The organism is Thermaerobacter nagasakiensis (assembly GCF_055396825.1).
Window position 1 is genome coordinate 1753762 of sequence record NZ_AP043740.1, and the last position, 19392, is coordinate 1773153.

Here is a 19392-nt window from a genome sequence, read left to right on the forward strand (position 1 = left end):
GTTGCGCCTGCGGCCGGTCCGTCATCAGGACCCGGTGGTGGCGGGCCGCTCTGGAGCGCCGGCGTCCTGCGGGGCTAGCCTCGGGCCGCCCCGCCCGCGGCCCCCGTTCCGCCCGCCGGGCCTGCCGGGCCCGGCGCCCCGCCCGTGCCGCTGCCGGCGGCGCCGGGCGCCTGGGCCGCCTTGCGTTGCATTTCCCGTTCCCGCAGCTCCACCCGCCGGATCTTCCCGGAGATGGTCTTGGGCAGGTCGGGCACGAACTCGATCTCCCGCGGGTACTTGTAGGGTGCGGTGGTGTTCTTCACGTGCTCCTGCAGCTCGGCGGCCAGGGCGGGGCTGGGCTCGTAGCCCGGCGCCAGCACCACGAAGGCCTTGACGACGCTGCCGCGGACGGGGTCGGGGCTTGCCACCACGGCGGCCTCGGCCACGGCAGGGTGCTCCACCAGGGCGCTTTCCACCTCGAAGGGGCCGATGCGGTAGCCGGCGCTGATGATCACGTCGTCGGCCCGGCCGACGAACCAGAAGTAGCCGTCCTCGTCCATAATGCCGCGGTCCCCGGTGATGTACCACGGACCGACGCGGCGGGCGGCCGTGCCCTCGGGGTCCTTCCAGTACTCGCGGAAGATCCCCACCGGGCGGTGGGGCTCGACCCGGATGGCGATGTCACCCTCCTGCCCCGGCGGCAGCACCCGTCCCTCCTGGTCGATGATGGCCACCTCGGCATGGGGCGAGGGCTTGCCCATGGAGCCCGGCTTGACCGGCAGACCGGGCCAGTTGGCCACCACGCACACCGTCTCCGTCTGGCCGTAGCCGTCCCGGATGGTGACGCCCGTGGCCTTCTCCCAGATGTGGATCACCTCGGGGTTCAGGGGCTCGCCCGCCGAGACGCAGGAGCGCAGGCTGGAGAGGTCATAGCGGTCCAGGGGTTCCAGCACCAGCAGGCGGTACACCGTGGGCGGCGCGCAGAGGCTTTGCGGCCGGTGGCGCTCGATGAGCCGCAGGGTCCGCTGCGGATCGAACTTGCCCGGCTTGTGGTCGACCAGCACCTGCGCCCCGGCCACCCACGGTCCGCAGAAGCTGGACCAGGCGGCCTTGGCCCAGCCCGTATCGGAGACGTTCCAGTGCAGGTCGCCGGGACGCAGGCCGCACCAGAGCTCGCCCGTCACCCGGTGGCCCAGGGGATAGCTGTGCTCGTGCAGGACCATCTTGGGATAGCCGGTGGTGCCCGACGTGAAGTAGATCAGCATGGGGTCGCTGGTGGCGGTGTCCTCCCCCTCGTCGGGGCCGGCGGCGGCCACGGCCTCCTCGTAGGGGATCCAGCCGGGCCGCGGGCCGCCGGTGACGATGCAAACCCGCAAGGAAGGGCACTGGCCGGCGACGGTGTCGACCCGCTCCGCCACCTCGGGATCGGCCACGATGGCCGCCGCCTCCGTGCGCTGGATCCGGTAGGCCAGATCCCGGGCGGTGAGCAGGGTGGTCCCCGGGGCGGGAATCGCACCCAGCCTTATCAGTCCCAGCATGACCTCCCACCAGGCGACCTCCCGGCCCAGCACCACCAGCACCCGGTCGCCCGGGCCGATCCCCAGCGAGCGCAGAAGGCCCGCCACCCGGCGGGAGCGCTCGGCGAAATGGCGGAAGGTATAGGGATGGCCGCCGCCCTCGTCGTCCACCCACAGCATCGCCAGCCGTTCGGGATCTTCCGCCCAGCGGTCGACGGTGTCGCGGGCGAAGTTGTACCGCTCGGGCACCTCGATGCGAAAGGTCCCCATGGCGCATCCCCCTCGGACGTGGTCTCCGCCACCGGGGTTCGCCGGCGGCGGCAGGATTTCCTGGCGATGGCAGAACCTGCCCCGACCTCGACAGGCCGCCGGCCAGCCTGTACAAGAAGGGAGGAGGTGAGGACCGTGGCGGGCGGGTGGGATCCGGGGGCCGTGCTGCTGGACGTCCAGGGCGTGACCCGCAGCCTGGGCGGGCGGGAGATCCTCCGGGGCGTCGATTTGCGGGTGCGGGCGGGCGACCGCCTGGGACTGGTGGGTCCCAACGGCGCCGGCAAGTCCACGCTGCTGCGCATCCTGGCCGGGGTGCTGGAGCCGGACGGCGGCCGGGTCCACCGGGCCCAGGGCCTGGCCGTGGGCTACCTGCCCCAGGATCCTGCGGCGATCCAGGGGGGCACCGTGCTGGAAGCGGTCCTGGACGGCTTCGGCGAGTTGCTGGTCCTGCGTCGCCAGCTGGCGGAACTGGAAGATCGCATCGCCCGGACCGCATCCCGGCCGTCCGCGGCGGCGCCGGGCCCGCAGGGCGAACCCCTCCAGGGGCTGCTGGACCGGTACGGGCGGCTCCAGGAGCGGTTCCAGCAGCAGGACGGCTATGCCATGGAAGCCCGGGCGCGCCAGGTCCTGCTGGGGCTCGGCTTCCACCCGGACGAGTTCGAGCGCCCGCCGGCGTCCCTGAGCGGCGGCCAGCGGGTGCGCCTGGGCCTGGCCCGGGTCCTGGTGGCCCGCCCGCCCCTGCTGCTCCTGGACGAGCCGACCAACCACCTGGACGTGGCGGCGGCTGCCTGGCTGGAGGACCACCTGGCCACGTACCCCGGGGCCGTGGTGCTGGTGTCCCACGACCGGGGCCTGCTGGCCCGGGCCTGCAACCGCATCGCCGAGCTGGTGGACGGGCGGCTCGAGCTGTACGACGGCAACTACGACGCCTACCGCCGGGAGCGCAGCCTGCGCCGCCAGCAGGCGGCTGCCGCCTACCGCGCCTACCAGGAGGAGCGCCGCCGCCTGGAGGACTTCGTGGCCCGCTACCGGGCCGGCAACCGGGCCACCCAGGCGAAGGACCGGGAAAGGAAGCTGGACCGCCTGGAGCGGCAGGCGCCCCCACCGCCCCCGCCACCGCCGCCGCTGCCCCGCATCCGCCTGGACGCGGGCAGCCCTTCCCACGAGGTGGTGTTCCGCCTGGAGGGGGCGGGCCACCGCTACGGGGAAGGCCCGTGGCTCTTCCGCGATCTCCATGCCGTGGTGCGGCGGGGACAGCGCATCGGGGTGCTGGGTCCCAACGGGGCCGGGAAGTCGACCCTGTTGCGGCTGCTGGCGGGCGACCTGGAACCCGTGTCGGGCCAGGTGGTGCGCGGCGAGGGCGTCCGGGTGGGCTACCTCGACCAGCTGCTGGGCCTGACCGACCCCCGGCGCACGGTCCTGGAGGAGTACGTGGCGGCCACGGGCATGACCGTGGCCGAGGCCCGTCACGCCCTGGCGCGCTTCCTCTTCCGCGGGGAGGCCGTCCACCAGCCGGTCGGTTCCTTGAGCGGCGGCGAGCGCAGCCGCCTCATCCTGGCCCGGCTGGCCGCCCTGCGGGCCAACGTGCTGATCCTGGACGAGCCGACCAACCACCTGGACCTGGAGACCCGCGAGGTCCTGGAGGAGGCCCTGGCCCGCTACCCCGGGACGCTGGTGGTGACAAGCCACGATCGCGCCTTTCTGGAGCCGCTGGTAGAGACCATCTGGTGGGTGGAAGACGGCCGGGTCGAGCAGGCGCCGGGGCCTCTCAGCCGGTGGCTGGCGGCCCGCCTGAGCCAGGGGGCGGAACCCGCCGGGCCGGAGGCCGGTACCACCGTGATCCAGCCGCCGCCCCGGGGGCCGGCCGCCGGCGCCGCAGGACAAGCGCACGGCGGAGCCGCCGGGGGCGGGCCGTCCCGGCCAGCGCCGGCCGCCAACCTCTCCCGCGACCGGCTGCGCCGGCTGGCCCAGCAGGTCCGGTCGCTGGAAGAGGCGATTGCCCAGCTGGAGCAGGAGCAAGCCGGCCTGGTGCAAAAGCTTTCGGACCCGGCCTTCCTGGCCCGGGGTGGCGCGGCGGTGGCGTCCGCGGCGCGCCGGGCGGAAAGCCTGGCCCGGGAGCTTGAGGCGCACATGGCGGAATGGGAGAGCTTGAGCCGGCTGCTGGAACAAGCCGCCGTGCCGGGGCGGGGGCGCGAGGGCGGCGGCGCCGCCGCCCTGCAGTGACGCCAGGCCCGTGACAGGCGCGGTCTACGGCCCGGGACGCCCCTTCCGGGCTGCCGGCGATCGATGACGGTGATCCTGCAGCGGCGTATAATGCTGACGGAAGACTTGCTCCGCGCGCTTCACCGCGCATTGACCGGTATGCAGCGGGTCGGAGTGGCCAGCACGAGCCCGCGAGGGGGAACAGCGCACCATGCCGGAGGCACAGCACTCGCCTCTGAGGGCTGCCCAGAAGCAGCTGGCCGCCGTGGTCGAGCGGCTGGGGCTGGGGCCCGACGTATATGAGTTGCTGAAAGAGCCGGCCCGTGTCATCGAGGTGTCCATTCCCGTCCGGATGGACAACGGCCGGCTCAAGCTTTTCAAGGGCTATCGTGCCCAGCACTGCGACGTGCTGGGACCCACCAAGGGAGGCATCCGCTTCCACCCCCGGGTCGACCTGGACGAGGTCAAGGCCCTGGCCATCTGGATGACCTTCAAGTGCGCCCTGCTGGGGCTCCCCTACGGCGGGGCCAAGGGCGGCGTGATCTGCGATCCGCGGGAGCTTTCCCGGCGGGAGCTGGAGGAACTTAGCCGCGGCTACATCCGCGCGCTGGCCGGGTTCATCGGTCCCGACCGGGACATCCCGGCACCCGACGTCAACACGTCGGACCAGGTGATGGGCTGGATGCTGGACGAGTTCTCCCGGATCACCGGCCACCCCAACCCCGCGGTGATCACGGGCAAGCCGCTGGTCTTGGGCGGTTCCCGCGGCCGGGGCGAGGCGACGGGGCGGGGCGTGGTGGTTACCATCCGGGAGGCCGCCCGGGTCCTGGGCATGGACATGCAGCAGATGACCGCGGCCATCCAGGGCTTCGGCAAGGTCGGCAGCTGGGTGGCCCGCTACCTGCACCGCGCGGGTACCCGGGTGGTGGCGGTGGTGGACGCCTACGGCGGCGTCTACAACCCGGCAGGGCTCGACGTCGAGGCGCTCTTTGCCTACGGCCGCCAGAACGGGACGGTGCGCGACTTCCCCGGCGGCCAGCCCATCGACAATGAGGCCCTGTTCCGGCTGCCGGTGGACGTGCTGGTCCCCGCCGCCCTGGAGAACGTGATCACCGAGGAGAACGCGCCCCACATCCAGGCGCGCATCATCGCCGAAGGGGCCAACGGCCCCACCACTCCCGAGGCCGACGAGATCCTCTACCGGCGGGGCATCTTCGTGCTGCCGGACATCCTGGCCAACGCCGGCGGCGTCACGGTCTCCTACTTCGAGTGGGTCCAGAACCTGATGCAGTACTACTGGTCGGAAGAACAGGTGGTGCGGCAGCTGGAGCGCCTCATGGTCGGCGCCTTCAAGGCGGTCTACCGCTGTCATGTGGAAGAGTCCGTCCCCATGCGCCTGGCGGCCTACATGGTGGCCATCGACCGCCTGGCCGAGGCGCTGATCGCCCGGGGCTGGGTGCCCGCCACCGACTACCACCACGTGCCCCAGCCGGAGCCGGCGGAAGCGGCCGTCGACGTCTTTCGCGAGCCCGCCACGCCGGTGTAACGTGGAAGGAGAACGTGCGGAAGTCGGGTGGGGCCGGCCCGCCGCGGCCGGCCCTTGCCGCGCAGGGAGGCGGTCATGGCAAGCTTCGCGGAGCGCCTGCGCAAGCGGGCGGGGCGGTTAAGCCGGGCCCAGCGCCAGCTGGCCGAGTTCATCCTGCAGAACGAGCCCCGGGCGGCTTTCATGACCGCCGCCCGCCTGGGGGCGGCGGTAGGGGTCAGCGAATCGACGGTGGTGCGGTTCGCCATCGCCCTGGGCTACAGCGGCTACCCCGAGCTGCAGCGGGACCTGCAGGACCAGCTTCGGGCCCGCCTGTCCGCCGCCGACCGCCTGGTGCTGGCGGAGGAGCGCGGCGAGCGGGCGGAGACCATCCTGGACACCGTCCTCCGCACCGACATGGACAACATCCGCGCCACCCTGGCCTCGCTGCCGCGGGACCGCTTTGCCGAGGCCGTCAGCGCCCTGCAGCGGGCCCGGGCCATCTACGTGGTGGGCCACCGCAGCGCTGCCGCGCTGGCCCACTACCTGGGCTACTACCTCCAGCTGATGCTGCGCAATGCCCGCACCCTGACCCACGCGGGGACCGCCCTGGAGGAGCTGATGGCGGCCGGTCCGGCCGACGTGGTGGTGGCCGTCACCTTTCCCCGCTACGCCCGGGCCACCGCCGAGGCCTTTCGCCTGGCCGCCCGGCGGGGAGCACGCACCGTCCTCATCACCGACAGCGTGGTCTCGCCGCTGGTGGAAGACGCCGCCATCGTGCTTCCCGCCCGCTCCGAGTCCCCTTCCTTCGCCGACTCGCTGGTAGCGCCGCTCAGCGTCATCAACGCCCTCATCACCGCCGTCGCCCTGGCCCAGCCCGAGAAGGTGCGGGCCGCCCTGCGGGAGCTGGAAGACCTCTGGGACCGCCAGGGCACCTACCTGAAGGAAGAACGCCGCTCCGACCGGATCGTCGGGCCCGGCGAGGCAGGCGGCGACGCCGGGTCCTGACGTGCCGCCCGCCGTGCCCGCCGGCCACCGTGCCCGCCCGCCAGGGGCGCCGGCCGGGACGCCGAGCGCCGGTTGCGCGGGCCAGCCGGCCCCTGCGCCGCCTCGCCCCCTATTCCGGCACCACCGGAATGGGGCCCAGAAGGCTGATCCCGGCGGGGCTCACCCGGCAGCGGTAAGCGTACGCCTCGACCCCGGCCGCCCGGGCCCGGGCCAGGGCGGCGGCAAAGTGGGGGTCCGCCCGGCGGTGGGGTGCCAGGCGGGCAGCGTCGTCCCGCTGGACGAACCAGACCACGGCGGCCCGCCAGCCCTGGCGGACCGCCTGGGCCAGCTCCTCCAGGTGGCGGGCGCCGCGGGCGGTGGGGGCGTCGGGGAAAAGGGCCGTGCTGTCCTCCACCAGGTTGCACGACTTGGTCTCCACCAGGCAGGGCCGGAGGGGCTCTCCGGCCCCCTCCAGGCGAAAGTCCAGCCGGCCGGCGCCCCAGGGAACCTCGGCCTGCCAGCGGCGGTAGGCCGCGAAGGGCAGCAGGGCGCGGCGGTCGAGGGCGGCGGCGAAGAGCCGGTTGGGCATCCGGGCGTCGACGGACACCCACCGCCCGTTGAAGGACACCAGCAGCAGATCGCCCGCCGTCCGCCGGCCCGCCGCCGCAGCGGATCTTGCCCGTCCCGCGGTTCCGGAAGGGGGCGGGGGCTGCCGTACTGCGGCCGCGGCCGGGCCAGGGAGAGGCTGCGGCGGGCCCAGAGGGGCGCGGGCCTGCGGGCGGGAGGCGGCGGGGGTGCCGCTCGCCCGCTGCCCTGTTTGCGGGGCCGCGGCGGGAATCCATGCCAGGCCGGGGGTGCCGGGGACCAGCAGCTCGGCCATGCGGCCGGAGTTGGGCAGGTGGAGCCGCAGGACCTCGCCGGTGGTCCCGTCGCCGGCCCCGCCAACCGCTGCGGCGGCGTTCCTGCCGGCGGCATGGCCCGGCTCACAGGGCCCGCCCCGCGGCGGGTCCGTTGCGGCGCGGCCGCCCGCCGGGCCGGAGGTGCCGGGGCTGGCCGGAACCGCCTCCACCGCAAAGCGGTTGAGGCGCCGCAGGATGATCACGGGCACCAGGGGGGAAGGCCAGGGCAGGGCGACGTTCACCGGGCCGCTCACCGGGACCCGGCCCCGGGAGGAGCCCCGGCGGGCCGCAGGCGCTGCACGTCGCCCGCCAGGACGCGCTGGCGCCGGCCGCCGGCCTGTTCGACCACCAGGGAACCGTCGGGTGCCACGTCCAGGGCGATGCCGGCCACCTCGCCGGCGGGCAGGGCCACCCGCACCGGCTCCCCCAGCCAGGCGGCACGGCTGCGCCAGGCGGCCAGCACCGGATCCGGACCGTGCTGGTGCAGCTGGGCGTAACGTTCCTCCAGCCGCTGGAGGATCGCTTCCGCCAGCTCGTTCCGCGTCACCCGGCGGCCCGCCTCCCGGGCCAGCCAGGTCAGGCGGCCGGCCAGCTCGGCGGGCACCGGCTCGCCTTCCACGTCCAGGTTGACTCCGATGCCCGCCACCACGTACTCGGCACCGTGGGGGTGGCTGACCGTCTCCAGCAGGATGCCGGCCACCTTCCGGTCGTCGACCAGCACGTCGTTGGGCCACTTCACCTGGACCGGCCGGCCGGCCAGGCCCTCCGCCGCTTCGGCCACTGCCGCCGCGGTGGCCAGCGTCAAAAGGGGCAGGTGCTCGGGGGGCAGGGCGGGGCGCAGGATCAGGGACATCCACAGGCCGCCGGGCGGGCTCCACCAGGCCCGGCGCAGGCGCCCCCGCCCGGCCGCCTGGCGATCCGCCACCACCACGGTGCCCTCGGGTGCGCCCGCCTCCGCCAGCCGGCGGGCCACGTCGTTGGTCGACCCCACCTCGGCGAGCCAGTGGACGGTGTGGCCCAGGCGCGCTCCCGCGCGGCGGGCCTCCAGCAGCTCAGGGACGAACCGGCGGGCTGCCAGCCGCCCGGCGGCCCCGAAATCCAGGGTGTAGCCCTGGTGGGGGCGGCCTTCCACAGGCCAGCCGTCCCGGCGCAAAGCTTCGATGTGCTTCCAGAGGGCGGCGCGGGTGATGCCCAGGCCCTCCGCCAGGGTCGCGCCCGAGACCGGCTGCCCGCCGGCGGCCAGCAGGGCCGCCAGCACCCGGCTGCGCGGCCGGGGCCCGTCCCCTCTCACGGCATCCTTTGCGGGCATGGCGTTTCCTCCCGGCAACACCATACCACGCCGGGCCCGGAGCAGGGTGTCGCGGCGCCTCAGCGCTGGGCGTCGGCCGGGTGGACCACCAGGATGCCGCGCATCCCCTTCTCGTAGTGGCCGGGCATGTGGCAGGCCAGCTCGAAACGGCCTGGAAGATCGGCATTGAAGATCAGCCGGACGCTGGTTCCCGGCCGCAGGCCGGCCACCTCGATGCCATAGCCGTCGATCTCCAGCTCGTGTTCCTCCCGCCCCGTGTTGATCAGCGTCAGGCGCACCCGGGTCCCCTGCCGGACCTCGATGACCGCCGGCTGGTAGGCGTACTCGGACAGCCGGATCACCCGGTCGGCCACGGGCCGCCCCGGTGCGGTGACGCCGGCCACGCCGGGGCGGGTCGACCGCAGGTGCAGGCCCAGGGCGCCGGCCAGCAGGGCGGCGGACACAAGCAGGGCGATCACCGAGCGGGCGGCGGGCCCCGGTGCAGCCCCGTCGGACACGATGGCACCTCCCCGCAAGGGGCCGTTTCCCGGCCGGTTGGGGGGCGGCGGCCGGGCGCCCTTACGGAACCAATGTATGCCGGCCTGGTGACTCTCCATGCGCAGCGGCCGCCGGGGCCGGGCAGCGGTTGTCCACAAGGGGGCGGGCAACGGCCGGGCGAACCAGGACAGAGCGACCGCGATGCGGGCTTCGGGGGCGGCCCGGGGCGGGTCCGCCTGCCCGCCCGGGCACGCGGCGCGGCCGGGCGGCAACGGAGCCCGACGGAGCCTGCCGCCGGCCATCGCCCGCGAGGAGAAGGAGGGCGACGCATGGGCGAGGGGTCCAGGGACGGGGATCGGGGGCTGCGGCCACCGGGGGGCATGGGGCAGGGCGGGGCCGGATCGCAGGGCCTGCCCCCCTACACCGTCCGGGTCAGCTCCAGGGCGCGCCGGGTGCGGCTGGTGCTTTCGCCGGCCGACGGCCTGGTGGTGGTGGTTCCGCCGGGGTACCGGCTGCAGCGGGTGCCCCAGGTGGTGGCCCAGCATGCGGCCTGGATCCAGCGGGCCCGGCAGCGCCTGGAACAGCAGGCCCGGGCAGCCGGCGGCGGGGCGGGCGATCCCTTGCTCCGCCGGGATGCCGCCGGCCTGGCTCCTCCGGCCTGGCTGTGGCTGCGGGCTCTGGGGGAGGTGTGGGCCGTGGCACCGGCGGGCCGGCCCACCCTGAGCGACGCCGCCGGCGGGGGGCGCAAGGCCGCCGCCGGCCGGACCCCGCAGCAGACCCTCTTCGCCGGCGGGGCCACCGGCGATCCAGGGGAACCGCCGCCCGCGGGCGCACCCCTGGCCGGGCAGGTCCGCCTGCCGGCCCGAGCCGGGGAGCAGGGTCCTGCCGCCTGGGGGCCTCCCCTCAGGGGCTGGCTGGCCGCCCGGGCCCGGGCGACCCTGCGGCCCTGGCTGGAACGGCTGGCGCGGGAGCGGGGCTTTCGCCTGGCGGGTTCGTCCGTCGGCTGCCCCAAGACCCGCTGGGGCAGCTGTTCCGCCGGGCGCCACGTGCGCCTCAGCCTGAAGCTGCTCTTCCTGCCGCCCGAACTGGTGGAACACGTGCTGATCCACGAACTCTGTCATACCGTCCACCTCAACCACGGTCCCGCCTTCTGGGCCCTGGTGGAACGGCATGACCCCCGGGCGGCGGAACACCGGCGCCAGCTCCGGGCGGCCTGGAGCTATGTACCGGGCTGGCTGCGGCCGGCGCGCTCCATCGGGCCTTCCCCGGCCGATGCCCGATGGTGAGGGGCGCCGGCGCGCAAGGCCGGCCGGGTCGCGGCCGGGATCGTTGACCTGCAGGGGCCGGCATGATAGCATCACTTTCAACAATCACAGAGCGCGTCTGCTCTCTTATCCAGAGTGGCGGAGGGACTGGCCCGATGAAGCCCGGCAACCGCCGGCCGTGCCTGGACGGCCGGTAAGGTGCCAACTCCTGCAGGATCCGTGCGGATCCTGAGAGATGAGAGGGCGCCGGAAATCTTTTCGGCCCTTCCCTCTCGGGAGGGGTAGTTTCTTATCCGGGACCCCTTCGGGGAGCGGGCGCGGGAGGGAGGGGGACGCGGTGATCCCCTGTCGCGGCCTTGTCGAGGTGGGGCCCTTGCCCCTGGAGCAGGGCGGCCACCTGCCCCGGGCCGAACTGGCCTACGAGACCTGGGGTCGCTGGGACCCCCAGCGCCAGAACGCCATCCTGATCTGCCACGCCCTGACGGGCGACGCCCACGTGGCCTCCCACCATCCCGGCGACCGCCCGGGCTGGTGGGAGGCGGCGGTGGGTCCGGGCCGGCCCATCGACACCCGCCGCTGGTTTGTCATTTGCAGCAACGTGCTGGGAGGCTGTTACGGGTCCACAGGCCCGGCCAGTCCTGAGGAGGCCGGCCACGGGCCCTGGGGCGGGCGGTTTCCCGTGATCACCGTGCGGGACATGGTCCATGCCCAGCGCCGGCTCCTGGATGCGCTGGGCATCGGGCGGCTCGCCCTGGTGGTGGGCGGTTCCCTGGGCGGCATGCAGGCGCTGGAGTGGGCCGTCACCTACCCCGAGCGGGTGGGAGCGGCGGCCGTCCTGGCGGCGCCGCCGGCCGCCTCGCCCCATGCCATCGCCTGGAACGAGGTGCAGCGCCAGGCGATCTTCGCAGACCCCGCCTGGCAGGGCGGCGACTATCCCGCCGCCCGCCCGCCCCGCCGCGGGCTGGCCCTGGCCCGGATGCTGGCCATGACCACCTACCGGGGTCGCGAGGAGTGGGAGGCGCGCTTTGGCCGGGAAGAGGTCCCGGCGGGCGCCGACCCGGTCGCCCAGCGGCTGGGCTCGTACGCCACCGCGCCGGCGGGCCCGGCCGAGGCCTTCCGGTTCCAGATCGAAAGCTACCTGCACTACCAGGGGGAAAAGCTGGTGCGCCGGTTCGATCCCGCCACGTACGTGACCCTGACCCGGGCCATGGATCTCCACGACGTAGGCCGGGGCCGGGGCGGGCTGGAGGGCGCCGCGGCCCGGGTCCAGGGCCGCATGTATGTGCTCAGCATCACCTCGGACCTGCTCTACCCCGTGGACGAGCAGCGGCGGCTGGTCCAGGCCCTGCGCCGGGCGGGCAAGAATGTCACATGGCAGGTCTGGAAGGCTCCCTGGGGCCACGACAGCTTCCTCGTGGACCCCGCGGGGGTGGCCCGCCGGGTGATGGACTGGCTGGAAGAACCCGGTGCTACCGCCGCGCCCGCGCAGGCCGGGGCGGTGGCGGCGGTGGGGGAGGGGCGCCCGTGAAGGGTCCCGTGGTGGCGCTGCTGGGTCTGGGCACCGTGGGCAGTGCGGTGGCGCGCCGGTTGCTCAACCCGCCACCCTGGCTGGTGGCGCGGCTGGGTGGCGTGCCGCGGCTGAAGGGGATCCTGGTACGCCATCCCGGCAAGCCGCGGCCGGCGGCCGTCGACCGCAGCCTGCTCACCACCGATGCCGACCAGCTGCTGGGCGATCCTGAGGTCGACGTGGTGATCGAGCTCATCGGCGGTGTCGAACCGGCCCGCCAGTACGTCCTGCGGGCCCTGGAAGCCGGCCGCCACGTGATCACCGCCAACAAGGCCCTTCTGGCCGAATCCCTGGCGACCCTGTCGGCGGTGGCCCGCCGGCACGGGGTGGAGCTGGCCTTCGAAGGGGCGGTGGCCGGCGGGGTGCCCATCATTCGCCCGCTGCTGAGGTGCCTGGCGGCCAACCGGGTGCGCCGCCTGCGGGCGGTCCTGAATGGCACCTGCAATTTCGTCCTCACCCAGGTGGAGCAGGGCGCCACCCTGGAGGACGCGGTTCGTGCCGCCCAGGCCGCCGGCTATGCGGAAGCCGATCCCAGCGACGACTTGTCGGGGCGCGACGCGGCCCGCAAGCTGGCCATCCTGGCGACCCTGGTGACGGGCGAGCCCGTGGCCTGGACCGCCGTGGCCCGTCGCGGGCTGGACGACCCCGCCTTTCGCCGTGCCCTGCAGGAGGGAGGGGGCGGGGGCGAGGCGGCCCGCCAGGGCGGCGGCGCTGCCCGCTGGCGCCTGGTGGCCACCGCCGAGTGGACGGGGCCCGCCCCCCGGCTGGCCGTCGAGCCGCAGATGTTGCCGCCCCACGACCCCCTGCTGCAGGCGGCCGGGGTGGAGAATATGATCCTGATCGAGGCGGATCCGGTGGGCACGGTGCGGTTTGCCGGGCCCGGGGCCGGCGGCGATGCCACCGCCAGCGCCGTCCTGGCGGACCTGATCGCCATCTGGCGGGGCGACCGCCTGCCGTTGCCGGACCTGGAGGCCGGCCGGTCCGTGGCCGTGGAGCCCTCGGCGGCCGTGCCCCGTGCCGGGTTCGACACCGAGTGGCAGGATCCGGCGGCTGCGGCGGTTAAACTGAGGTTGACGGAAGGTTGAACGGCTCACCGGCCGCCGGGCTCCGCGGCCGGGCGGCCGCGGCAGGGGGGAGCGGCATGGGCCCCAGGCATCTCGCCCAGTGCTATCGTTGCCGGCGCACCTTCGAGGCCGACCGCCGGGGGGCCCGCTACTGCCCGGAGTGCGAGCGGGAACAGCGGCGCCGGTTCCGGGTGTTGCCGGGGGGGAAGGATCCCCGCTACGGCTGGGGGGTCGCGCCCGCGGCCCGGCCGCGGGCTGCGCGGCCGGGCCCGCGAAGCGGGCGCTGGCCGCTGGGCTGGCGGCAAGCGCGGCGGGGCGGGCCGGTGTCCTGGCGGAGCCGCTGGACCTGGCGGCGGTGGCACCAGCTCCTGCGCCTGGTGGCCGTGGTGGCCGCGGCCGCGGCGGCGCAGGTGGCCTGGGAACAGGTGGACGCCGGTTCCTGGCCGGTCGAGTGGCTGGTATACCTGGCAGGAGCGGCCTGGATTTGGAACCGGCGGGATCAAGCGGCCTAGGTCGCGACACCCAAGCGGCCTGGGTACCGGCACCGGGGTACACATGGTCCGGCGGCGGGTATCCCGCCGCCGGTTGCTTCGTCCCGCGCCCTTTCCGGCCGCTTCCCTCCACTGCGCCCCGGTGCACCTGCGGGCCCGGCGACGCCTGGGGTCCCGGCGCCATGGCGAACCCCAGGGGCATGGGGAGCCTCGAGCGGAGGTTCCCGCCCGGCCGCGCCCTCAGGCGCCCTCCTCCGGACCGTCGCCGGGTTCCACGGCCAGGCCTGCCTCCCGCAGCCGGGCCGCCAGCTCGGGCCGGGTCCCCCTGAGCCGGATGCGGCGGGGGCCTAGCGCCTTGAGCAGACCGGCGGCCAGGTCCTCCCGCTCCAGCGGTACCCGCGGGTCCAGGTGCCCCTCCAGAAACTCGCGGTAGAGGGGCGGCCCGCCGGGCTCCCGGATGACCAGGTCCCGTCCCTGCCCTTCCACCCAGAGCTCCTCGGGCCCCTCCTCTACCGGGCGCAGGGTGCCGAGGAACTGCTCCAGGGCCCGCTCCAACCAGAGCTGCTGCAAGCCTGTCCGGGCCAGCTCGCCCACCAGGCTGCGCAAGAACCGCTCGCCGCGAAAGCGTAGCCAGCCCAGAATGCTCAGGCGACCGTGCTGGAGCAGTTCGGGCAGCAGCAGAGCCGCCGTTCCGCGGGCCAGGGGCGGCTGGGCCAGCAGGGGGAGGCTCTGCTTCCAGACCTGCAGCCGGTCATCGGGGTCGACTGCCGCGTAGCGGGAATCCAGGTGCTCCAGCAGCATCTCCGGCAAGAGGACCTGGTGCACGAAGTGGGACGCGGCCTGGGCCGCCGGCTGGGGCACGTATTCGGTCAAAAAGACCCACCGCTGGCGCGACCGGAACACGGTATAGACCAACCGCTCCCGCTCCAGCACCCGCTGGAACTCCGAGGGGTGGGTCTCCACGGAGATGGCCAGCTGTCCCTGCGCGCCCATCAGGCCAACCTCCCGCTGTTCGCGGCCACCGCCGGCGGCTCCAGCGGGCGGCCCTGGCGGGGTGGCCGGCCCGCGGGGCGCCGCCACCGAGGTGGCCCTGGTTATCCCTTAGTCTATGCGGACTCCCCACCCCGCTCCTGCCGGTGGTGCGACGCCCGCTTCCATTCCGTCAGCCGCCGCCCGGCGTGGCTGACACCCGTACCGGACGGGCGCGCACCCCTCCGTCGAGCCCAGGGCCCCGCCGCCTCCGGCCCCAGGGGCCGTCCACACCCGGGCGCGGTCCTGCGAAGCCAGGGGCGGTGGAACGATTCACCATCCCTGGGTCTTGAGCCGGCGGGAGGAACCGCCCCGGTCCTTGGCCAAAAGCCTGAAGGATATACCGTGTCGCCCGGGCCCCTGTGGGGTCCGGGCGGGCGGCGGGCCGGTGGCCCGGGCGTCCCCTGCCAGGGCGGCGGCCGGGCGCGTCAAGAGGCCGGCGACGCCGCCGGACTGGAAGGCAGGGCCGCCGGACTTGCCGCGGCCCGGGCAGCGGATGGGCTGCGGCCCAGGCCCGCTGGTGGCCTGGCGCCGGACCAGGCGCCCGAAGGCTGGAGACCGGTCTTCGGCGTACGGCAGCAAGGAGGTGCCATGCAGGTTGCCGGCTGCAACCAACCGGCGGCCCTCCGCAGGCCGGTGGGGGAGGGGCGGTCATGGAGGGCGCCGGCAGGCGGGGGGATGCGCGCGGTGGCAACAAGCGGTGCGGCGCGGCGGGTTCGTGCTGCTTGCCGTCGCCCTGGGGCTGGCGGTCCTGGCGGGCGCGGTCCCCGGGGTCCCGGCGGCCCGGGTCCGGGCGGAAGGGTCCGCACCCCAGCAGCCGCCATCCCAAGACGCCCGGGCGGCCATCCTGGTGGACGCGGCCACCGGGCAGGTGCTCTACGCGCGCAACGCCGACGCCACCATGCCTATGGCCAGCACGACCAAGATCATGACGGCCCTGCTGGCCATCGAGCGAGGGGACCTGCAGCAGGTCATCACCACCAGCCAGCGGGCCTTCGGCGTCGAGGGGTCCAGCCTCTACCTGGCCCTAGGCGAGCAGCGGACCCTGGAAGAGCTTCTCTACGGGCTCATGCTCCAGTCGGGCAACGACGCGGCGGTGGCCATCGCCGAAGGCCTGGCCGGGTCCGTGGAGACCTTCGTCCAGTGGATGAACCAGCGCGCCCGGGAACTGGGCCTGGAACACACCCGCTTCGCCGATCCCCACGGGCTCGCCAGCCGGGACCACTACACCTCGGCGCGGGACCTGGCCACCCTGGCCCGGGTAGCCCTGGCCAATCCCACCTTCCGGCGCGTCGTGGGAACCAGGGAGTACCGGATGCCCTGGCCCGAAAAGAACTCGGAGCGGGTGCTTTACAACCACAACCGGTTCCTCTGGCGCTACGACGGCGCCACGGGTGTGAAGAACGGCTACACCAGCGCCGCCCGTGGAGCCCTGGTGGCGTCGGCGCAGCGCGGCGGCGTCGAGCTGGTCGGGGTCCTGCTGGGGGCGCATCCCACGGGGATGTACCGGGACATGGCGGCCCTGATGGACTGGGGTTTTGCCCGCTTTGAGCCCCTGCCGCTGGTGCAGGCCGGCGAGCGGGTGGGGCAGGTGCCGGTACGGGGCGGCCGGCAGGACAGCGTGGCGGCCGTCGCCGCCTACGGCGTCCGGTGGCTGGTTCCTCGGGACGAGCCGGCGCCGCCGGTCCGGCGCCAGGTGGAGCTGGAGCAGGCCTTGCAGGCGCCGGTGGGCGAGGGCGCGCGGGTCGGCACCCTGGTGGTGCGGGTGGGCGACCAGGTCGTCGACCGGATCCCCTTGCTCAGCGGCGCGGCGGTCGAGCCGCTCACGGCCTGGGAAGCCGCGGCCCGGGCGGTCAAGGCGCGGCAGCCGTGGCCCTACACCTGGGGCTTGGCCTTGCTGGCGGCGGCCTGGGCGGTCCTGCGGCGGCGGCGAGCCATGCTGGCGCGGCGTCGCTGGCGGCGCCGGGTGGCGGCGTTCGACCCGCTGTGGTACGCCTTTCGCGCGCGGGATCCGGGAGCTGACTGAAGCGTCAGCGGGCAGGCGCCCGGCGGGCCGACCGCCTGCCGGACGGCAGCCTGCCCCACCGGCGCCAGGCATCGGGGGTATCGGCCCGGCGGGCCTTCTCACACTACAAATGGCCCGTCTTTCGCGGCCGAACACCGAACCCGAGGTGGTGCCTGCATGGCCAGACGACGCGGCGCCGGCGACCTGCTGGTTCCCGGCGCGCAGCCGGGGCTGGACCGCTTGAAGATGGAAGTCGCCCAGGAAATCGGCCTGTTGCCGCCCGGCGCGGCCTCGCCCCACGCCTACGACGCGGCCCTGGACCGGCAGAAGTGGGAGGTGGCCGAGGAACTCGGCCTGGCCGACCGGATCCGCCAGGTGGGCTGGGGGGAGATGACGACCCGGGATTGCGGCGCCATCGGCGGGCGCCTGGGCGGCCGCTTGGGCGGCCAGATGGTCCGGCGGATGATCGCCCTGGCCGAACAACAGCTGGCAGGGGCGGGAGGCCCGCCCACCACCGGTCCAAGCTGGTGAGTCGGCACCCCGGTCGGTAGACGGTACAATGAAGGAAAGACGGGGTCGGGCGGCGACCCGGGCAGCCGGGTGGCCGCCTTTTTGCGCGTTCTCCCTGGCGCGCCGGGACCGGGCCCCGAGGGGAGGGATGCCCATGGCTTTTACCGATCCGGCCGGCCTCAAGCGGGCCCTCCTGGCCGAGGCGCGCCGGCTGGGTTTCGTGGCCGCCGGCGTGGCGGCCGCCGCCCCCCAGGTGGATCTGGAGAGGCTCCTGCGGCGGCGCCAGGCGCAGGGGATGGCCACCCCCTGGGAAGATCCGGACCCGGCCCGGCGAACGGACCCTTCCAGCCTGTTGCCGGGTGCCCGCTCGGTGGTGGCCGTGGCCATGGCCTACGACCCGCCCCGCACCCGGCGCCGGGCGGCGGAGGGGCAAGGACCCCGGGAGGGCACAGGCGACCGGGGTGGGCGCCGCGAGCCGCCCTCCCTGCGGGGCTATGTGGCGGCGGCGGGCCGGACCCGCTCGTACCAGCACGTCATGACCCGGCGGCTCCAATCGCTGGGCCGCTGGCTGGAAGCCACGGTGCCGGGTGGCTGCCGGTGGGCCGTGCAGGTGGACACCGGGCCGCTGGTGGACCGGGCCTGGGCCCGGCAGGCGGGGATCGGCTGGATTGGCAAGAACGCGTGCCTGATCGTGCCCGGGGCCGGGTCCTGGGTCTTCCTGGGCGAGCTGGTCACCGACGTGGAACTTCCCCCCGACCAGCCCCTGGCCGATGCCTGCGCCGGCTGCGACCTCTGCCTGCGGGCTTGCCCCACGGGCGCCTTCCTTGCGCCGCGGCAGCTGGATCCCCGGCGCTGCATCTCCTTCTTGAGCCAGAAGCCGGGCATGCTGGACGAGGAGGAACGGGCTGCCCTCGGCCAGAGCCTGTACGGTTGCGATGCATGCCAGGCGGTGTGCCCGTTCAATCGCCGGGCCGTGCCGGGCCATCCTGCCCTGCGGCCACGGCCCGGTGACCCCGAGGACCCGGCGGCTCCCCTTCTGCCGGACCTTCTGGCCATGGGCCGCGCCGCGTTTCAGGCGAGATACCGGCCCCTGACGGGGGCATGGCGGGGCCGCAAAGCCTGGCAGCGCAACGCCATCGTCGCCCTGGGCAACCGGGGTCCCGCGGCCCGGCCTGCGGTTCGGGCCCTGGCCCGCGTGCTCCTGGGGGACCCGCGGCCCGACCTGCGCGCCCTGGCTGCGTGGGCCCTGGGCCGGATCGGCGGCCATGCCGCCCGGGAGGCCCTGGAAAGGGCCCGGGCGCAAGACCCGGATGCGGCCGTCCGCCTGGCGGCGGCCAGGGCCCTGGCGGAAGGGGCTCGGCCCGCGCGGAAGCCGGTCTGAGGGAGCAGGTTCAGGGCGGGGGTCAGGGTCCTCCGGCAGGGTCCCCCGGCGTCGGCACGACGACCGCCCCGAGGAGGGCCGCGCCCCCGCCGGGCTCCGGCCCTAACGCGCAGGACGCGGCGGCCTTCTTGACGAACCAATTGGGTTACAGGCTCCTCGTTGGGCCGGCGGACCCGCAGCCGCCGCGCCGGCGCTCCCGCCGGCGGCGGGCCGGATGCCGCCCCGACCCCGGGACGCGACCCGGGGTGGCCATGCGGGGCCCGCGGCACGGGCACGGGGCTGGCAAAAAGGGGTCCGCCGGTGGATATACCGGCGGGGAACCGGTTCAGGTTAATTTCGACAGGGCACGGCACGGGCCGCGAGGCCCGCGGGAAGGTGGTGAAGTCGGCCGTGCGGGTATTTGTCAACAACCATCCGGTGGACGTCTATCCGGGCGCCAGCGTGCGCCATGCACTGCTCCGTTATTCTGAGACCGTCTACCAGGACACGGTGGCGGGGAAGCTGGTGGTGACCGACCGCCACGGCAACCGCCTGGGCCTGGGCGGTGTCCTGGAAGAGGGGTTGCGCCTGACGGTGGAAGGGCCGGGCGGCTTCCGGCCGGGACCGGCGCGGCCCGCCGCCGGGGAGGTGGCGGCCACCGGTGCACCCCACGGGACCAACGGCACGGTGCGGCCCGCCGCCAGCAGCCTGGCGGCGGGCCAGCCGGCGGGTGGGCGGCCGGCCGGCACCCCGGCCATGGGCATGGAGGCGGCCGGGGCCAACGGCGTGACCCATCCCCAGCGGGGGGAGGGGCGCCGGCGGCGGCGCGGCCGGCGGCGGGGAAACCGGCGGGGGCGTCACCGCGCCCATCCCGGGGCGGGCCGCCAGGGGAGCGCCCCGGGGGGACAGGCCAGCGCCAACGGTGCGGGCTGACGGCCG

At 74.9% G+C, this 19392-nt stretch carries 16 protein-coding genes and 1 riboswitch; of the genes, 11 read left to right on the forward strand and 5 right to left on the reverse strand.

From position 1 onward, the window contains the following. Positions 1 to 74: 74 nt before the first annotated feature. Entirely contained in the window at positions 75 to 1766 is a 1692-nt protein-coding gene (locus ACZ5T9_RS07420; RefSeq protein ID WP_464832454.1) for an acyl-CoA synthetase, read from the reverse strand. Positions 1767 to 1901: 135 nt separating this feature from the next. Between ACZ5T9_RS07420 and ACZ5T9_RS07425 the strand changes: the two genes are divergently transcribed. From ACZ5T9_RS07425 to ACZ5T9_RS07435, 3 genes are all read left to right on the forward strand, one after another. Then, positions 1902 to 3989 (forward strand): ABC-F family ATP-binding cassette domain-containing protein, encoded by a 2088-nt coding sequence (locus ACZ5T9_RS07425; RefSeq protein WP_464832455.1) that lies wholly within the window; start codon positions 1902 to 1904, stop codon positions 3987 to 3989. Between the two features lie 190 nt (positions 3990 to 4179). Beyond that, positions 4180 to 5514: a Glu/Leu/Phe/Val family dehydrogenase gene (locus tag ACZ5T9_RS07430; protein ID WP_006903854.1), complete on the forward strand. Its 1335-nt coding sequence runs from the start codon at positions 4180 to 4182 to the stop codon at positions 5512 to 5514. Between the two features lie 75 nt (positions 5515 to 5589). Next, the gene (locus ACZ5T9_RS07435; RefSeq protein WP_006903855.1) at positions 5590 to 6498 is read left to right on the forward strand and encodes a MurR/RpiR family transcriptional regulator; all 909 of its coding nucleotides are present in this window, start codon (positions 5590 to 5592) and stop codon (positions 6496 to 6498) included. Between the two features lie 109 nt (positions 6499 to 6607). Here ACZ5T9_RS07435 and sfsA read toward each other — a convergent pair whose 3' ends face one another. The 3 genes from sfsA to ACZ5T9_RS07450 are packed head-to-tail and all read right to left on the reverse strand — an operon-like array spanning position 6608 to position 9182. Continuing rightward, on the reverse strand, positions 6608 to 7618 hold the full coding sequence (gene sfsA, locus ACZ5T9_RS07440; protein WP_464832456.1) for a DNA/RNA nuclease SfsA: 1011 nt from the start codon (positions 7616 to 7618) through the stop codon (positions 6608 to 6610). Positions 7619 to 7626: 8 nt separating this feature from the next. Then, positions 7627 to 8685: a biotin--[acetyl-CoA-carboxylase] ligase gene (locus tag ACZ5T9_RS07445; protein ID WP_464832457.1), complete on the reverse strand. Its 1059-nt coding sequence runs from the start codon at positions 8683 to 8685 to the stop codon at positions 7627 to 7629. Between the two features lie 59 nt (positions 8686 to 8744). Then, positions 8745 to 9182 carry a cupredoxin domain-containing protein gene (locus ACZ5T9_RS07450; RefSeq protein WP_006903858.1) on the reverse strand — a complete coding sequence of 146 codons (438 nt, stop codon included), beginning with the start codon at positions 9180 to 9182 and terminating at the stop codon, positions 8745 to 8747. A 309-nt stretch (positions 9183 to 9491) separates the two neighbouring features. On the opposite strand from ACZ5T9_RS07450, the gene ACZ5T9_RS07455 reads away from it, so the two are divergent. The 4 genes from ACZ5T9_RS07455 to ACZ5T9_RS07470 all read left to right on the forward strand — a co-directional run bounded on the left by ACZ5T9_RS07455 (position 9492) and on the right by ACZ5T9_RS07470 (position 13570). After that, the gene (locus ACZ5T9_RS07455) at positions 9492 to 10448 is read left to right on the forward strand and encodes a YgjP family zinc-dependent metalloprotease (RefSeq protein WP_464832458.1); all 957 of its coding nucleotides are present in this window, start codon (positions 9492 to 9494) and stop codon (positions 10446 to 10448) included. 102 nt (positions 10449 to 10550) lie between these two features. Beyond that, positions 10551 to 10669: riboswitch (SAM riboswitch) on the forward strand. 95 nt (positions 10670 to 10764) lie between these two features. Beyond that, on the forward strand, positions 10765 to 11955 hold the full coding sequence (metX, locus tag ACZ5T9_RS07460; RefSeq protein WP_006903860.1) for a homoserine O-acetyltransferase MetX: 1191 nt from the start codon (positions 10765 to 10767) through the stop codon (positions 11953 to 11955). Continuing rightward, positions 11952 to 13079 (forward strand): homoserine dehydrogenase, encoded by a 1128-nt coding sequence (locus tag ACZ5T9_RS07465; protein WP_464832460.1) that lies wholly within the window; start codon positions 11952 to 11954, stop codon positions 13077 to 13079. The genes metX and ACZ5T9_RS07465 overlap by 4 nt, the downstream gene beginning before the upstream one ends. 56 nt (positions 13080 to 13135) lie before the next feature. Next, the gene (locus ACZ5T9_RS07470; protein WP_006903862.1) at positions 13136 to 13570 is read left to right on the forward strand and encodes a hypothetical protein; all 435 of its coding nucleotides are present in this window, start codon (positions 13136 to 13138) and stop codon (positions 13568 to 13570) included. 219 nt (positions 13571 to 13789) lie between these two features. On the opposite strand, the gene ACZ5T9_RS07475 is transcribed toward ACZ5T9_RS07470, so the two are convergent. Beyond that, positions 13790 to 14542 carry a hypothetical protein gene (locus ACZ5T9_RS07475; RefSeq protein ID WP_006903863.1) on the reverse strand — a complete coding sequence of 251 codons (753 nt, stop codon included), beginning with the start codon at positions 14540 to 14542 and terminating at the stop codon, positions 13790 to 13792. Between the two features lie 736 nt (positions 14543 to 15278). Here ACZ5T9_RS07475 and ACZ5T9_RS07480 point away from each other — a divergent pair. From ACZ5T9_RS07480 to ACZ5T9_RS07495, 4 genes are all read left to right on the forward strand, one after another. Further along, complete coding sequence (locus ACZ5T9_RS07480) at positions 15279 to 16604, forward strand: D-alanyl-D-alanine carboxypeptidase family protein (protein WP_464832462.1); 1326 nt, start codon at positions 15279 to 15281, stop codon at positions 16602 to 16604. Positions 16605 to 16760: 156 nt separating this feature from the next. Continuing rightward, positions 16761 to 17114, forward strand: coding sequence for an alpha/beta-type small acid-soluble spore protein (locus ACZ5T9_RS07485; protein ID WP_006903865.1), 354 nt, complete (start codon positions 16761 to 16763; stop codon positions 17112 to 17114). Positions 17115 to 17247: 133 nt separating this feature from the next. Further along, on the forward strand, positions 17248 to 18474 hold the full coding sequence (queG, locus tag ACZ5T9_RS07490) for a tRNA epoxyqueuosine(34) reductase QueG (RefSeq protein WP_464832464.1): 1227 nt from the start codon (positions 17248 to 17250) through the stop codon (positions 18472 to 18474). Positions 18475 to 18849: 375 nt separating this feature from the next. Next, positions 18850 to 19386: a hypothetical protein gene (locus ACZ5T9_RS07495; protein ID WP_243149653.1), complete on the forward strand. Its 537-nt coding sequence runs from the start codon at positions 18850 to 18852 to the stop codon at positions 19384 to 19386. Positions 19387 to 19392 lie beyond the last annotated feature (6 nt).